This is a genomic window from Aliivibrio wodanis, from assembly GCF_052920805.1.
Map to the genome: position 1 here is coordinate 131393 of NZ_JBREXA010000002.1, position 16067 is coordinate 147459.

The 16067-nt window shown below is 37.7% G+C and carries 14 protein-coding genes and 1 pseudogene; 8 read left to right on the plus strand and 7 right to left on the minus strand.

The features are described 5' to 3' along the window. Nucleotides 1-41: 41 nt before the first annotated feature. From ACU5DF_RS08545 to ACU5DF_RS08555, 3 genes are all read right to left on the minus strand, one after another. On the minus strand, nt 42-917 hold the full coding sequence (locus tag ACU5DF_RS08545; protein ID WP_446712557.1) for a methyl-accepting chemotaxis protein: 876 nt from the start codon (nt 915-917) through the stop codon (nt 42-44). Continuing rightward, nucleotides 918-2018: a cache domain-containing protein gene (locus ACU5DF_RS08550; RefSeq protein WP_446712558.1), complete on the minus strand. Its 1101-nt coding sequence runs from the start codon at nt 2016-2018 to the stop codon at nt 918-920. A gap of 191 nt (nt 2019-2209) precedes the next feature. Then, nucleotides 2210-4987, minus strand: a complete 2778-nt coding sequence (locus ACU5DF_RS08555) for an insulinase family protein (RefSeq protein ID WP_446712559.1) — start codon at nt 4985-4987, stop codon at nt 2210-2212. A gap of 153 nt (nt 4988-5140) precedes the next feature. Between ACU5DF_RS08555 and sixA the strand changes: the two genes are divergently transcribed. Next, nucleotides 5141-5611 (plus strand): phosphohistidine phosphatase SixA, encoded by a 471-nt coding sequence (sixA, locus tag ACU5DF_RS08560; protein WP_446712560.1) that lies wholly within the window; start codon nt 5141-5143, stop codon nt 5609-5611. Nucleotides 5612-5661: 50 nt separating this feature from the next. Here sixA and smrB read toward each other — a convergent pair whose 3' ends face one another. Then, a complete protein-coding gene (smrB, locus tag ACU5DF_RS08565; protein ID WP_446712561.1) occupies nt 5662-6195 on the minus strand; it encodes an endonuclease SmrB in 534 nt (177 codons plus the stop codon). Between the two features lie 51 nt (nt 6196-6246). On the opposite strand from smrB, the gene prmB reads away from it, so the two are divergent. Beyond that, nucleotides 6247-7179 carry a 50S ribosomal protein L3 N(5)-glutamine methyltransferase gene (gene prmB, locus ACU5DF_RS08570; RefSeq protein ID WP_446712562.1) on the plus strand — a complete coding sequence of 311 codons (933 nt, stop codon included), beginning with the start codon at nt 6247-6249 and terminating at the stop codon, nt 7177-7179. 587 nt (nt 7180-7766) lie between these two features. Beyond that, the gene (aroC, locus tag ACU5DF_RS08575) at nt 7767-8852 is read left to right on the plus strand and encodes a chorismate synthase (RefSeq protein ID WP_446712563.1); all 1086 of its coding nucleotides are present in this window, start codon (nt 7767-7769) and stop codon (nt 8850-8852) included. Between the two features lie 108 nt (nt 8853-8960). Here aroC and ACU5DF_RS08580 read toward each other — a convergent pair whose 3' ends face one another. Then, a complete protein-coding gene (locus ACU5DF_RS08580) occupies nt 8961-9602 on the minus strand; it encodes a trimeric intracellular cation channel family protein (RefSeq protein ID WP_446712564.1) in 642 nt (213 codons plus the stop codon). A 209-nt stretch (nt 9603-9811) separates the two neighbouring features. Here ACU5DF_RS08580 and ACU5DF_RS08585 point away from each other — a divergent pair. Together ACU5DF_RS08585 and ACU5DF_RS08590 are read left to right on the plus strand one after the other, a co-directional pair. Next, nucleotides 9812-10343, plus strand: a pseudogene (locus ACU5DF_RS08585) (elongation factor P hydroxylase). A 7-nt stretch (nt 10344-10350) separates the two neighbouring features. Further along, nucleotides 10351-10611 (plus strand): YfcL family protein, encoded by a 261-nt coding sequence (locus tag ACU5DF_RS08590; protein WP_045102584.1) that lies wholly within the window; start codon nt 10351-10353, stop codon nt 10609-10611. A 72-nt stretch (nt 10612-10683) separates the two neighbouring features. On the opposite strand, the gene ACU5DF_RS08595 is transcribed toward ACU5DF_RS08590, so the two are convergent. Continuing rightward, a complete protein-coding gene (locus tag ACU5DF_RS08595; protein ID WP_446712565.1) occupies nt 10684-11109 on the minus strand; it encodes an HIT domain-containing protein in 426 nt (141 codons plus the stop codon). 102 nt (nt 11110-11211) lie between these two features. On the opposite strand from ACU5DF_RS08595, the gene lpxM reads away from it, so the two are divergent. Next, the gene (lpxM, locus tag ACU5DF_RS08600; RefSeq protein ID WP_446712566.1) at nt 11212-12153 is read left to right on the plus strand and encodes a lauroyl-Kdo(2)-lipid IV(A) myristoyltransferase; all 942 of its coding nucleotides are present in this window, start codon (nt 11212-11214) and stop codon (nt 12151-12153) included. Between the two features lie 382 nt (nt 12154-12535). Continuing rightward, nucleotides 12536-13975 (plus strand): H(+)/Cl(-) exchange transporter ClcA, encoded by a 1440-nt coding sequence (clcA, locus tag ACU5DF_RS08605; RefSeq protein ID WP_446712567.1) that lies wholly within the window; start codon nt 12536-12538, stop codon nt 13973-13975. A 77-nt stretch (nt 13976-14052) separates the two neighbouring features. Here the strand turns inward: clcA and rlmA are convergent, their stop codons facing one another. Next, entirely contained in the window at nt 14053-14865 is an 813-nt protein-coding gene (gene rlmA, locus ACU5DF_RS08610) for a 23S rRNA (guanine(745)-N(1))-methyltransferase (protein WP_446712568.1), read from the minus strand. Nucleotides 14866-15368: 503 nt separating this feature from the next. Here rlmA and ACU5DF_RS08615 point away from each other — a divergent pair. Continuing rightward, nucleotides 15369-16040, plus strand: coding sequence for an oligogalacturonate-specific porin KdgM family protein (locus tag ACU5DF_RS08615; protein WP_045102579.1), 672 nt, complete (start codon nt 15369-15371; stop codon nt 16038-16040). The last annotated feature ends 27 nt before the right edge of the window (nt 16041-16067 follow it).

Here is a 16067-nt window from a genome sequence, read left to right on the forward strand (position 1 = left end):
TAATAATCCCCCTAACGTAATTTAGGGGGATTTTTACTGGGTTATTTAAGTGTGAACTTATTTACCATTTGAGACAGCTTTTGATTTTCTTGAGTTAACAATGACGTCGATTGGCTTGATTGAGAGGCATTTGTCGTTAATTCATGAATTATCTTCTGTATTTCTATCATGTTTCTGTGAATAGATTCAGACACTTGACTCTGTTGTGTTGAAGATGAAGCAATTTCTGAACTGAACTGATTAATTTCATTTATTGAACTGCCCATTTCATCTAATCCTGAATTCACTTCAAGAGTGTTATTTACCACTGTCTCACAACTGTTTGATGTATGTTCAATGGCGGTAACAACATTCGATACCCCATTTTGTAAGCGAGAAAGCATATCATTAATTTCGGTTGTACTGTTTTGAGTTCGGGCGGCAAGAGCTCGTACCTCATCAGCAACAACAGCAAAACCTCTCCCTTGTTCTCCTGCTCGCGCTGCTTCAATGGCTGCATTTAGTGCCAATAGATTGGTTTGTTCTGCAATATCTTGAATAACACTCAATACTCTTGCTATTTTCTGTGTTTCTTCATTCATTTGAGAGACGTTTTCAGACGTAGTCTCAATTTGAGTTTTTAATATTTCGACACTGTTTGTTGCAGTTAATACTGTTTTCTTTGAGTGCTCTGCGCCTTCACTTGTTTTCTGTGTAAGCATGGCTGTATTTTGAGCGCCAGCAGCGACTTGTTCAGCATTCGAGGCCATTTCAGTGATCGCTGAAATGATCTGATTGGTTTCAGTCGCGTGATTATCGGTAATGGTTTTATTGCTTTTTGCATGGCTTTCTACATCAGTAATAATGTGCGAAATACTGTGGCTTGAAGAAGACACATCTGACACCATTCCTCTTAGATATAAGATGAAGTTATTCACTTACACGCCAATAGCACCGACTTCATCATCTCGTATGATCTTAATTTGAGTGGTTAGATCGGCATTGCCTGATGAAAGGCTGTCGATATTAGCTTTTAGGTTTACTAGGTGACGAGTAAGTTGTGTGAAACCAATAAAAATAAATCCGATGATAGCAAAAGCCATTGGTAATTGTATAAAGGCTAATGTATTTAGCGTTCGTGATGAGTTTGCTTCTAGTATTGACGTTTCTAGACTGAACGCAATATACCATGGTGTGTTATTTAACTTATTGATAAATAAAGTATATGAAACGCCGTCATCTTCATATTTGAATTCGCTTTCTTGACTGTTTCGATTTGCTTGAATATTGGCTAAAAACTCAGATTGTGAGCTTAATGACGAAATATTTTTTAAAATACTGTCTTGACTAATATCTGAGGTGTTATTTAAAATTTTTCCATCATTTTCAAAAATTAATATTTTCCCTTTTAATTCTTGTTCTTTATTTTTAGCAAAGTTATCAAAAAAACCAAGCGTGACATCAATGGTAGAAACCCCATATTTTCTATTGTCTTTATAGATAGCCATTGCACAGTTAGTTCTAGCTTCAGTGCTTGCTGAATCTTTATAAGCTGGAGCCCATGCACATTGTCCTTTGGGTGCAGCTAATCCATTCTTAAACCAAACTTGATCAAAATAATTAAGAGAGCCAGCTGAATTCCAATGGGTATTTACAATTAATTGATTACTGCTATCTCGATGATAAAAGGTACTGAATTTTTCACGACCTGCTTCTCGCGCATTAGGTAAAGGCCAAATACCTCCGCCAAAGATTTGAGAGTTCCCATATTGATCAACTAAAAAAGGTTGAATACGGTCGATCTCATCACTAGATAACTGAGGAATAGTTTGAGTAATTGAGCGTTGTTGAGCTTGAACTTGGTTGAGTTCTTTAATGATTTCATCTTGGAGTTCATCCAATGAAGCATTGACGATTTGTGTTTCTGAAGAGTAAAGGACAGGAGAGACCCATCGGTTAATTCCTGTAATGGTGAGTAGGGCGATAATACCCATGAAAGCAAGAAAATAGCTGGAATAAATGGTACGAATCGACGACATGATATAATCCTTTATATTGTTGTATGCCGTATTCTAAATTATTGCAATGAACAATTACAGTTTACCATGTTGTGGTTGGTGATTTATTGAGTGAAATGTTGATTAAATGAGAGATGTGACCTGTTTCTTGAGGGGAAGTGGGCGTTATCCCAGAGAATAGCAATACACCTCTGGGATATATAACGTAAGAATTAGCCTAATTTCACATCTTTGGCTCTAAGTTGAAATTCATCAATAGAATCAATTTCTAACCCTGCATCTAAGCGATCATATTGTTGGTGCTCTGTTCCTTGACTGTGCATAATCAGTCTATTTGCAGTTCTTGGTTTTAGGATATTAACGACAAAGCGGATCATTTCAGAACGGGTTAATGCTTTTAGGTCTTCGGCAACACGTTCTTTATGGTCAAAGTTAAGATCTTTATTACCAATACAGCTCCAAAAACGTTGTGCTCTTCCACGTAAATTGGTATCACGATCGGATATTTGATCAATCAAGCCCTGTTTACTACTCTGCCATTGAGCTTCATTTAACTCTAATAGAATCATATAGAAAGCATTTAAAAATTCATCAATAGCATCTAATAATAGGGCTGGTGGTGCCATTGGTGATTGGACATATAAGATTAATCCTGGATGTTTATTTAGTGGTAAGTTACCCGTGCCAACCATATAACCTAATTGCTGTTTGGTTCTGATTTCATTAAAGAAAGAGGCTGACATTAAATGGTTTGCTAAGGTATAAAGAGCAAAACTACGAGGGTCTTCTTGTACTGATTGATAATAAATCAATAAAGCTGAATCAGAGTGATCACAAAATAATTCACGTTGAAAAGTCCCAGAACTACCAAGCATGATAAGTGGGCGGAACGACTCTTCATAAGTTTGATTTTGCATACGAAGTGCGTTTTTCAGCGATGAGCCGAGTTCAAGAGCTTGTTCTTTTGACCAATCACCATAAACAAACATTTCAACATGCAATTCAGAAAACATAGCCTCAACAAAATTGGGTAAATCATCAGCCTCAATACTTTCTAGAGCTTCCAGAAGAACAGGGTAAGGAGGGTTATTCGGTTGTAATATTCCAGATAATGCATTAAATAGCTGAGAAATAGGTCGTTCTTTAGATGCATTGCTCCAATGGCGGATTAATTGAGTTTTAATAAATTCAAAGCGTTCAGAACTGAAATCACGAGTGGCAAAACGTTGTAAAATTAGTTCAAGTAATAATGGCTGTTTTTCGCTGAATCCAGACAAAGTGAGAGTCACACCACCTTGATGGCAATAAAGGTTATAACCCATACCTGCAATTTCAGCTTGGTAGGTTTGTTCGCTGAGAGCATCCATTAGCATTTCAACGCACAAGCGGGTTTTCACAATTTTTCTTGGATCGGAGATTGAGTGTGGGCTATCAATGGCAATGTAAACCATACCTTTAGGAACTCGAAACTCATCTTCTTGCTTATGCCATAATCGAAAACCGGGTAGATCGTCAATTAGGGTTGGAAATTCATCATTGCCATGTAACTCTTGAGGTTCAAGATTGTAGCAAATATAAGGGTTTTTTTCGGGTAAATGTAATTCAGGGTGTAGTTCTTTGGTGTTCCAAGTTGCTAGTTGTTCTTGAGTTAGGGGGCGAACAGAATAAGGAGTGTAATACCATTTATCTTCACGATCGTACTTTAGACCTTGTGCAATTAAGGTAACTCGCATCTTTTCAGGCGTAAATAGAGCCAGAAGGTCATTTATCTGATGTTCATGATAACCTTCCATCATGTAATCAGCGTACATTGTATCGTCATGGTGGTAACGCTGTAGATTCATAACCAAATGGCTGACTAAATCAAGAGGCTTACTTTTTTCTTGGAATTGAAAGGCAGATTCTAAAACAGCTTTTTTCTCACTGTAGCGCCATTCTTCAAGTCCTTTTTGCTTAATTAATTCAATATATTGGAAGGTGAGTTCTATTATCTCATCCGCTTTATTGAGGCCTTTTTCTGTTAGGTTATAAGCCAGAGTAAATTCCCTGAAGTTACTACCACTAACACCACCTCCTGCTGTTAATGAGTGAATATATCCTAATCTCTTTAGGTGTAACATTAAGCTACCGTCACCTTCATAACCTAATAAGTGACCAAGGTAATTTAAAGGCTTAGTTTTGTAGAAGCGGTCTTGGTTTGGTAGGTGGAAGGCTAAGCTTAATTTCCGGACTTCTTTTAATGGCTCTATATTAATCCAACAGGCTTGCTCTTTCTCTGTAACATAAGGAACATCGATACTTTTATGACCAAAATTTTGATTTGGAATAGCCCCAAAAGATTGAGTTGCTAACAGCTCCAACTCGCATAAGGGGCGATCGCCTAATACGACAGCTGTCATTAAATCAGCAGAATAATGTTGTTGATAAAAAGCCAACATTTCATCGCGGATTGAAGAGTCTTCAGCGTCGGCTAAAGTATCAATACTTCCAACTGAAAACTTTGAGAACGGATGTGCTTGATTAACGGTTTCTTTATGAACTTGATAAACTCGACGAACATCATCTTTTAATTTTAATCGATATTCAGAATCGACAGCTAAACGTTCTTTATCGACAGCTTCTTCATTAAAGAGTGAGGCATAGAAAAATTGACCAAAACGGTCAAGACCTTCTTCGAAGGCATTATGGGATACTTCAAAAAAGAAAGTCGTATTTTCAGTACCAGTCCAAGCGTTATTTGAACCACCTTGTTGATTTATAAAAGAGTGAAAATCACCAACTTTTGGGTATTTTTCAGTACCAAGAAACAGCATGTGCTCTAAAAAATGAGCGAGCCCTGGTCTATGTTCAGGATCATCAAAGTGACCAACATTGACAGAAAGAGCAGCAGAAGAGCGAGGAGCCGTATCATCTTGAATGAGTAATACAGGCAATTTATTATCAAGTTCAATGAACCGATAGTGTTTTTGATCATTTGGGCTGATATGCACAGGGCGCTCCTGTTTTAAGACAAAAACGTCTTAAATTATTATATTTATTTTACAATTATGGCGCTGAACCCACAGACTAGCAAACTCTCTCTTTCCTCTTTTTTCAATTGCTTGCTACTATTGTGAGGTTAGTAATGATTTGAGAATGAATAAATGAAAGTATTCATAATGCGTCATGGTGAAGCGGAATCGTATGCGCCTTCTGATGAAGAGCGTAATTTAACCTCACGGGGCGAGAGCCAATCAGCAAAAATAGCACAATGGTTAATGAGCACACATCATACTAAGTTTGATTATGTTTTGGTTAGTCCATACATTCGAGCTCAACAAACTTGGAAAGTAATTAAACCTATATTGAGTGTTGCTGATGCGAAAGTTGAAATATCGGAAGAGATTACACCGTATGGTGACTCTGATGATGTGGTGGAATACGTAAAAGCGTTAGGTAGTGTAGAAGAGATTGAGAATGTGTTAATTGTTTCTCATCTACCTCTCGTTGGGTATTTAACGGCGGATTTTGTTCCTGGGATTATGCCACCTATGTTTCCAACCTCTGCAATTTCTTGCGTTGAGTTTTCTCATGCGACAGGTAAGAGTGAGTTTTTATGGCTGCAGCAACCATAATAAAAAAGATCCCTAAGTGTTTGTGCACCTAATTGGGATCTTTTGTTATTTTATCTATCGGGAATAGAGAGTAAGACTAAAATTGCTCCAGCACCACCAAATTCTAAAGGCGCTTGGTGAAAAGCCATAACGTCAGGGTGCTGAGCAAGCCATAATGGTACTTTCTTTTTTAGAATGTGCTTTCCAATACCGTGCATTACGCTCGCGCACGAAATATTTTCTTTTAGACAATAAGCGAGCATTGCGCCCAACTCACGCTTTGCTTCATCTTGTTTCATACCATGCATATCTAAAAAGACATCAGGTACATATACACCGCGTCTTAAGCGTTTCACTTCGTATTTTGATACGCCATCACGGGCATAACGGACTGGGCCTTCTTCATCTAAGAGAGGCACAAATTCATCAGAAAAGAAAAACTCTTCATTTTTCCCTTCTTTTAATGATTTTCTTTGCTTTTGTTGTTCGCTAAAGTTCTTACTCGGTTGATGGATTATGGTATCCTGTCGCAACTTTTTAGAGCCTTGTACTGCTTCACGGAACAGAGAAAGATCGTCATCTAATAGGTGGTCGTTTTTACTCATTTTAAAATTCCAATAATTAACAGCAGTATTGTACTTGTTTTGGGGGCAATTTTGGATAAGATTTTTGTAGAAGAGGCTGTTTCTGAGCTTCATACGTTACAAGATATGTTGCGTTGGACGGTAAGTCGCTTTAACGCTGCTGGCCTTTTTTATGGCCATGGTACAGATAACGCATGGGATGAAGCCGTTCAATTAGTGCTTCCGACTCTGTATTTACCTATTGATGTACCTGCACATGTACGCGAATCTCGTTTAACGTCAACAGAGCGTTTACGTATTGTTGAACGTGTGGTTCGTCGTATTAATGAACGTATACCAACGGCTTATTTAACCAATAAAGCCTGGTTTTGTGGTCTAGAGTTTTTCGTTGATGAGCGCGTACTTGTGCCTCGTTCACCAATCGCTGAATTGATTGAAACACAATTTGAACCATGGTTGAAAGAAGAGCCAACTCGCATTATGGATCTTTGTACAGGCAGTGGTTGTATCGCTATCGCGTGTGCTCATGCATTCCCAGATGCAGAAGTAGATGCGATTGATATTTCAACTGACGCACTAATGGTTGCAGAGCAAAACGTTCAAGATCACGGCATGGAGCAACAAGTGTTCCCAATGCGCTCTGATCTATTACGAGATATTCCAAAAGATCAGTATAACTTCATTGTTTCTAACCCACCGTATGTGGATGAAGAAGACATGAATAGCTTACCTGATGAGTTTGAGCATGAACCAGAATTAGGTCTAGCAGCAGGCACTGATGGTTTGAAATTAGTTCGCCGTATTCTAGCAAATGCACCTGATTACTTAACAGATGAAGGTTTCTTGATTTGTGAAGTGGGTAACTCTATGGTTCATATGATGGATCAGTACCCAGAAATCCCATTTACGTGGATTGAGTTTGCTGAAGGTGGACATGGTGTATTCATGTTAACTAAGCAACAGCTTCTAGATTGTGCTGATGAGTTCTCTCTTTACCGAGATTAATTTATTGCAGTAACAGACATGAAAAAGCCTAATGTTTACATTGGGCTTTTTTTATGCCTCTTTACTTTGTGACATCGCAAAATCAAGACGCTCACGTAGCTCTTGCTGTTTTTGAACGTTGTGACTTCTATTAAATACTTTCTTTACCAATTGAAATAGTTTCATAAATGAGACCTTTTAAATAAATGACAATTTACTAATAGCAATATCAATGCCAAGTTGAGATTGTTTAGCATTTGTCTATATTTTGTTTTATTTCTTGATATTTATATCGACAACGTCGATGAAAGCTTTAAAGGTAAATTAAATGATCTCCATTTGTTAAGTATATGCTTCAATTTTTCATTCTGCTAGTTTTCTTGAAAGTATTAAGCTGAATTTATAGAAATAGGTTTGGAAGCATGGTCACATTTTGCCGCTTTTGATTTATTTCATAACGTATTTGCCGCATGTATTGGATAAGTGTTTTTTATTCTATTAAGTAAAAACTATGTTCGTAATAAACAGCATATAGGGGTTTACTCTTTACTAGATTCAAGCCAATATGGATTTATTATGACGAATCAATAATATTTACAGAGGAAGTAATGGCTGGAAACTCTATTGGACAACATTTTCGAGTAACGACATTTGGTGAAAGCCATGGATTAGCATTAGGTTGCATTGTTGATGGATGCCCTCCTGGTTTAGCATTGACTGAGTCAGATTTACAGATTGATTTAGATCGTCGTAAACCAGGTACATCGAAATACACCACACAACGTCGTGAAGCGGACGAGGTGAAAATTTTATCGGGTGTATTTGAAGGAAAAACCACGGGAACATCAATTGGCTTATTGATTGAAAACACCGATCAACGCTCTAAAGATTATTCAGAAATCAAAGATAAGTTCCGTCCGGGACATGCAGATTACACTTACCATCAGAAATATGGACAACGTGATTACCGTGGCGGTGGTCGTTCATCTGCTCGTGAAACGGCGATGCGTGTAGCGGCTGGTGCTGTAGCAAAGAAATACTTAAAACAAGAGTTTGGTATTGAGATCCGCGCTTACTTATCACAAATGGGTAATGTTGCCATTGATTCTGTTGATTGGAATGAAATCGAAAATAATGCGTTTTTCTGCCCTGATGCAAGCAAAGTAGAAGCCTTTGATGAGCTTATTCGTAGGCTAAAGAAAGAGGGTGACTCTATTGGCGCTAAAATCACCGTGGTTGCACAAGGTGTACCGGTTGGTTTAGGCGAACCTGTTTTTGATCGTTTAGATGCAGATGTTGCTCACGCTTTGATGGGAATTAACGCGGTTAAAGGCGTTGAAATCGGCGATGGTTTTGAAGTAGTGCAACAACGTGGTTCAGAGCACCGTGATCCATTAACACCAGAAGGATTTAGTTCAAACCATGCTGGCGGTATTTTAGGTGGTATTTCATCTGGCCAAGATATTGTGGCTCATATTGCATTGAAACCAACTTCCAGTATTACTGTTCCGGGTGAAACGATTACTCGTAGCGGTGAGAAAACAGAGCTGATCACTAAAGGTCGTCATGATCCTTGTGTTGGTATCCGTGCCGTTCCTATTGCAGAAGCGATGTTAGCGATTGTGGTTATGGATCATTTAGTTCGTCACCGTGGACAAAACTTCGGTGTGCAAACGGAAACACCTAAGATTTAGGTGAGAACGACCTTGTAATCCTATCTAAAATTAGAAATAGAAAGAGCCAGATTGAAGTTATATCCGATCTGGCTCTTTTTGATCTTAGCAGTCACTAATTTTTTAAATTTATCTCTTCTCAACTGTTTCTGGTTGTTCTTCTGTAATATCCAAATGAAATACAGGTAAACACCAACCAAACTTCACTGCTGCCATACGAGCGGAGAAGCCAATAACAATAGTGACAACGGTGGTTATTAACTCATCAACCCCAAAGTGCAATAAACCTATGTATAACACAGCAGATAGGAGTGAAATTGATGCATACAGCTCTTTATGTAACACCATAGGCATTTGACGACAGAAAAGATCACGTAATAAACCACCAAATACGCCAGTGACAATGGCAGAAACAATACAGATCAGTGGGTGAAGCCCCATATCTAATGCGACTTGTGAGCCGATAATGCTAAACACAATTAAACCAATAGCATCTAAAAAGACAAAAAATCGATGGTTTTTAGCAACCCATGGGCCAATCCATGTCGTCAATACACCAGCAATGCAGGTAATAACTAAGAACTGTGGATTTTTCACCCAACCAATAGGGTAGTGACCTAATAAAATATCACGTACTGTACCACCACCAATAGCAGTTGCACTTGCTACTAGCATTACACCAAACCAATCCATTTTTTTCTTGCCTGCCGCCAATGCGCCAGTCATGGCTTCAGCGGTGATCCCTATAATATAAAGAATTGTTAATAACATTTACTAATACCAAAAAATGCCATGTAGGCGAAAATTAGAGAAGGATTTTATGAAATGTTAACGCCTATTACGAATGAAAAAAACTATTCTGAAAATCTTTTCATTAGATAAACTTATCCGAAGTATCGATAAATTAGAAGAGAAAGACAAAATAGAGAACAAAGGGTAGAATAGCCATCAATTTTATATGGTTATACGGCACAGCATCTATGAATCATCAGTACCAAGATTTAATTTCTGTCTTTAATTCAACATTTTCTCATTCGTTTAATACTAGGCTTGAATTAGGTGGGGATGAACCAATTTATTTACCTGCAGATGATAAGGTTAATTACCATAGAATTGTTTTTGCTCGTGGCTTTTATCAATCAGGCATGCATGAGATTGCCCATTGGTGCGTCGCTGGCCCTGAACGTCGTCTATTGGAAGATTTTGGCTATTGGTATGAACCAGATGGTAGAACAGAGCAAGTTCAATCTGAGTTCGAAAAAGTAGAGATTCGCCCCTCAAGCGTATGAATGGATCCTTTCACTAAGTGCAGGATTAAAATTTAACGTGAGTTGTGACAACTTAAATGGCGATTTTGAACCAGATCGTTTAGCATTCATGGCTACAGTACATAATGAAGTGATGGGAATTTTAGATGATGGATTACCTCCGCGTGTAGAAGCTTTATCAAATGCGTTGCGTAAGTTTTATCAAGTCACTCCACTAACTAAAAAACAATTTATTGTCCAATAGGAAAAAGATGATCATTGAATTTGAAGAAAAAATGCTTGAACTGATTGATGCTCGAATTGAAACAGCATCGGATGATGAGTTATTTGCAGGTGGCTATTTACGTGGACATATTTCGCTATCAGTTGCTAAATGTGAAGAGCAAGGCGTAAGTGATACTGAAGTATTAAAAGCACACATCAATGACAGTCTTGACGCTGCAAAATCAGAATTAGCACCCGCTGATCGCATTATTGTTGCCGATCTATGGGATGAGCTTCAAAGCGTATAATCGTGTACATAAATTAAAATAAAAAGAAAGGCAGATCTAAATAGGTCTGCCTTTTTATTATCTCATTCTTTATTATTGTTTAAACCCTAGTAGCGTACTTAATTTTTCACGAAGCTTTTCAATTAAATAAAGTAAATCTGATTGCTCTCTTATCACTCCATTAGTGTTGCCCCATACCGGTCCTGGCCACGCACAATCAGTTGTAAAGCGTGCAATATGATGAATATGAAGTTGAGGAACTAAGTTACCTAAAGCACCGATGTTGATCTTATCTGGCGTAAAATTATCTTCTAATAACTGTGCAACAGCGCTCGATTCTTTAATAAATTGAACTTGTTGTTCATCAGTCATATGATGAATTTCTTTCAAATCTGCAATTCTTGGGACTAAAATTAACCAAGGTCCAATATCTTCTTTAATCATTAATACTTGGCATAAAGGAAGGTTTCCTAGAACGATACAATCTTGCTTTAGGCGTGGGTGTAACTGAAAAGTCATTCTTATTTCCTTGGTTTCTATCAGTAATGCTTTGTTATATCATACGGCTCTCCAAGTTACTTGGGTATACAATTCATAATAACGAATTAAGTGAATCTATTAATGAGTGAAACTGTCGATAAAAATATTTATAACCCAACTTTTCAATGGGTGTTTCTTCATCCTAAATACTGGCCAACTTGGTTAGGGATTGGTTTTGCTATTATTTTGGCTTATATTCCTTTTAGATTAAGGGATAAATTGGCAGCGAAAATTGTTAAGTTAATACTTAAAAGGCCAAGTGGTGCTATTAATCGTGCAAAGTTAAATATTTCACTTTGTTTTCCTGAAAAATCAGAGCAAGAACAGCAGAAATTATTAGAAAAAACCTATGTGACAGCTGCTCAAGTTATGTTGGGTTTTTCTGAATTATTAGTACGTAGCCGTCGTTATAATGAAGGTAGAGGTGTGTTTGTTGGAGGGGATAATTTATTTCCTCTTCTTGAGCAGAAAGAAAATGTTATTGCGTTGGTTCCTCATGCTTGGGCTGTTGATTTTCCCGCTATTTTATTAGCATCGCGTGGTCATCGTGTGACTAATATGATGAAGCCCCAAAAAAATCCGATTACAGATTGGTTAATGCACGTTCAGCGTATGCAGTATGGTGGTAAGATTTACCCTCGTAGTGCTGGTATTAAACCATTAATTAAGGCAATTAAAGCAGGTTATTTAGGGTACTACTTACCCGATGAAGATCATGGCGCGAAGAATAGTGTTTTTGTGCCTTTTTTTGAAACTGAAAAAGCTACCCTTAAAGGGGTTGGTAAATTAGCTCGTATATCAAAAGCGAAAGTAGTTCCAATGCTTCCATCTTATAATGCTGAAATAGGAAAATTTGAGATTATTGTCTTACCTGTTATTGAAAATTTCCCCTCAGGTGATGATGAGACTGATGCTCGAGCAATGAATCATGCAATAGAGCAATTGATAGCAGATCGACCCGAGCAATATATGTGGGTATTGAATTTATTGCGTACTCGCTCCGATGGAAGTCGCCGCTACTAGAATGCTATATTTATAAACCTATTTAATGTTTTGATTAAATAGGTTTTTTTTCGACTGTCATTTATCCCGTTATACCAATCACAGTAAGTAAGTGAGCAAAAATCGCGAAGGAAAAATGCTTGAGAACAAGGTGAATTTTTTTGATAAGTAGTTATTCTACAATCAAAAATTTCAACGCAGTCATCGAGTATTTTAACTAGCTAGGATGATCAGTTATTTACTACGATTGGTATTAGATGTTCGGAAAGTCGATCTTGGTCATTTAATCAATCTAAGTTTGTACAAATGGTTAGGGTCTATCTGAAGCTCAAGCGTATAATTATTTGTGATCTTTATTCCGATAACGTTAATCATGCTATTTAGTGCTAAGTTGATCCAATAAATGCCAAAATCACCCAATTTTCGTTTTTTCCAAGGTGGGATGCTAAAACATCGTACTACACCTAAGTTCTTAACATCACAAGCTGATTACTATGCTTTATTATTCTTATCTGCTTTAGTCGGAGGGATTGCAGGCTCTGTCGTTGCTTTATTTGAAGCGTCGATTCGATTAATTACTGAGCAGCGCTTGCATTTCATTAACTCTCTTCCTTATTCTGAATATTTAGCACCGATTGGTGCTGTATTTGCTGGTGCGGCAATGGCAGCATTCGGTTTTTGGCTGACGTTTAGATTTGCCCCTGAAGTTGCAGGTAGCGGTATTCCTCATATTGAAGGTGCACTTGATGGTACGCATGATATTCGTTGGGCTCGTGTGTTACCTGTTAAGTTTATTGCAGGAACATTAACCATTGGTTCTGGCATGGTGCTTGGACGTGAGGGACCATCAATACAAATTGGCGGTGCAGTAGGTCGAATGGTTGCAAGTAAAGGAAAACGTTTTAATCATGCCTCTCACATCTTAACTGCAGCGGGTGCAGCTGCGGGTCTTGCTGCCGCATTTAATGCTCCTTTAGCGGGTATTCTTTTTGTTATTGAAGAAATGCGGCCTCAGTTTCGGTATAACATAACTTCAATTAAATGTGTAACGTTGGCGACAGCTGTCGCTACTATCGTTATGCGATCATTGCATGGTCAAGAAGCTTTTTTAACTATTCCGAGCTTTGATGTTCCACCACTTCGTTCATTGTTTTTATTTGCGCTCCTAGGTATTTTATTTGGCATTATTGGTGTTAATTTCAATAAGTGGATTTTAAAAGGTACTAGCAAAGTAAAACAAATACATCAAAATAAATTATCTCGCCTTGTTATGCTAGGTGCCGTATTTGGGGGAACATTTGCTTTATTGCACTTGGTGATCCCTAAATTATCAGGCAGTGGTATGGAAATTATCACAGAGATGTTTTATAGCCCGATGGCATGGATGGTCATGGTTGGTTTCTTTATTTTGCGAGTTATTGTTACCATTGCTTGTTTTTCTTCTGGTGCTCCCGGTGGGGTATTTGCCCCTATGCTCGCATTAGGTACATTATTAGGCCTATCTTTTGGTGTTGTAATGGCTGCTTGGTTCCCTGATTGGGTTTCTGAGCCAGGTGTGTATGCTATCGCAGGAATGGGAGCGTTATTTGCCGCGACAGTTCGAGCACCAGTTACTGGGATTATTCTTGTAGTAGAAATGACTAATAATTATCAGCTTATTCTTCCATTATTAGTGACTTGTTTAGGGGCAACATTTATTGCTCAGGCATTAGGTGGGCAGCCTTTATATGCGGCGTTGCTAAAACAATCACTACTTAAAGATAAAGAACTCAGAGCAGGAGATAGTGGGCTACAAAAGGTTGATCAAAATATCGCAAATGCCAATGCTCATTCTGAAAAGTAAATGATAAAATGACCACCATCTGAAGATATTATTTAAGATCTTTGATGGTGGTAATAGTAGGTATAGTTATATGAATATTAAGATTTTTTATAAACTCTAATCATAAAGTCGGCTTTACAATCAAATGCAGTTTTCTCTTTCAATTCGCCCTTAAATTCTGCTGTCGCTTTCCATGCAAAAGGCGTCATATCCAATAAATGCAGAGCTTCTAGACCATTTAGGTGCATATCGTAAGTTAATTTTTTCTCTTCAATAAGATCAAATCCGGCAATCTCTTCCGCTTCTTCATCATGTAGACGAACATCACCATAAACACCTTCACGAAGTTCATATAGATGATGACTTGCAGGCGTTACGGTAATTAGGTATCCGTTATCTTTAATTGTACGGTGCAGTTCTTCTGCTTTGCATGGTGCATAAATACGTACAATGCCATCTAAACTTAGATCAGAAAAAGGCAAACGGTGGCTTGAAGCAACGCTAAATTGGCAATTTAGATAACGTTTTGCAGCATACTTAATAGCAACTTTTGAAATATCGAGTCCAAAGACATTTGTATTTTCACCATCAAGCTGCTCAGCAATTTTTGAAGTGTAATAGCCTTCACCACAACCAATATCAAGCAGGCTTGCAGAATCATCCGTTATATATTGCTGACATAAATTAGCAACGTGTTGCTGCATCGGTTGATAATGTCCCGCCTCTAGAAAAGCACGCCTTGCTTGCATCATCTCTTTATTATCACCAGGATTCTTAGAGCGCTTATGATGAGCAGGCATTAGGTTAACGTAACCTTCTTTTGCATTGTCAAATTGGTGGTTGTTTTCACAACGGTATTGATTGTTGGCAAAATGCAATGCGTGTTGGCATAAAGGGCATTGATAAGACATGGTTACACCTAAAGTTAGATTAAGGCAGCAGTTTACTTCTTCATTTCTAGAATAAAAAGACCCCCTAATAAAAAATATCTACGTCTATTTAATTTTAGCCTCAAAATTAATAATGTGACTTACTTCAAATACAGCCCCTAATAGAAGCTAACAAGACCTTTTTTGTTCTCAAAATAGAGAGATCGTGATCACTCTAACTGTTAATTATCGCTATGAAAAATGTGATCTTACCATTGGTATTTGACATTTAATCTAAATTATAAAACCAATATTTCAATATATCTACTTGTTTAATATCGTTTTATATATTTTTACGTAGACTATTTTTGAAGTGGATCAAACAATGAATAGGATTAATTTTGCATCGCGAATTAATAGGGCATTATTGATCTCAATGGATTCAGAGCAACACGAATGGACAACGAAATTTTAGAGTTTGATTTTAATATATTGATGGTTTCAATTAGAAGAATCAAACCAGTAGTTTATATAGGGTATATCACATGAAAAAATCAACATTAGCACTTATCGTTCCTGCGATTCTTCTTTCTAGTGCAGCAATGGCTGACTCAACTTATGTAACAGGTAACGTACAAGCACATGATAGTGATCTTCATGGTTCAAGCATGACATCGACGCTAGAAGCGGGTCATACGTTTGATAATGCATTTGGTGGTCTAACACTATTAACAGAGTTCGATGGTATTCAACTAGGCACACTAAAAAATGATGATGGTGTTAAATCAAACTCTCCAGCATACGTAACATTAGGTGCAGAGCAATCATTCTCTATTAACGAAAATTTATGGATGGCTGTAGGTTACCATCACCTAATGGCGAACGGTAAAGAAGTGCAATATCGCCCATTAGTGAAAATTGGCTACAACTTCGATAATGGTATCTCTATCTCTAACCGTACTCGTGCTCACATTGATGCAACTGATGGCGATGCTAAAACAGATTACCGCATGGATAACCGCGTAGCATATACACTGCTTGAATCTGAACTAACGTTAAGCTACAACAATGTATATATGATTGAAGGTGAATCTATGGACCACGAGCTTCGTGCAACATGGAATAAGAAAGAAGGTGTTCAACCATACGTTGAGTACCGTAACCAAGCTGACAACTACAACAACGCATTCGTAGTTGGTGCTTCTTATAGTTGGTAAACCTAGTTTCTAAATGATGATTATGCT

Bases quoted from the DNA above. Each gene is read 5' to 3' on its own strand.
- ACU5DF_RS08550 (WP_446712558.1), bottom strand. From the start codon at position 2,018: ATGTCGTCGATTCGTACCATTTATTCCAGCTATTTTCTTGCTTTCATG.
- sixA (WP_446712560.1), top strand. From the start codon at position 5,141: ATGAAAGTATTCATAATGCGTCATGGTGAAGCGGAATCGTATGCGCCT.
- smrB (WP_446712561.1), bottom strand. From the start codon at position 6,195: ATGAGTAAAAACGACCACCTATTAGATGACGATCTTTCTCTGTTCCGT.
- aroC (WP_446712563.1), top strand. From the start codon at position 7,767: ATGGCTGGAAACTCTATTGGACAACATTTTCGAGTAACGACATTTGGT.
- ACU5DF_RS08580 (WP_446712564.1), bottom strand. From the start codon at position 9,602: ATGTTATTAACAATTCTTTATATTATAGGGATCACCGCTGAAGCCATG.
- ACU5DF_RS08590 (WP_045102584.1), top strand. From the start codon at position 10,351: ATGATCATTGAATTTGAAGAAAAAATGCTTGAACTGATTGATGCTCGA.
- ACU5DF_RS08595 (WP_446712565.1), bottom strand. From the start codon at position 11,109: ATGACTTTTCAGTTACACCCACGCCTAAAGCAAGATTGTATCGTTCTA.
- lpxM (WP_446712566.1), top strand. From the start codon at position 11,212: ATGAGTGAAACTGTCGATAAAAATATTTATAACCCAACTTTTCAATGG.
- clcA (WP_446712567.1), top strand. From the start codon at position 12,536: ATGCCAAAATCACCCAATTTTCGTTTTTTCCAAGGTGGGATGCTAAAA.
- rlmA (WP_446712568.1), bottom strand. From the start codon at position 14,865: ATGTCTTATCAATGCCCTTTATGCCAACACGCATTGCATTTTGCCAAC.
- ACU5DF_RS08615 (WP_045102579.1), top strand. From the start codon at position 15,369: ATGAAAAAATCAACATTAGCACTTATCGTTCCTGCGATTCTTCTTTCT.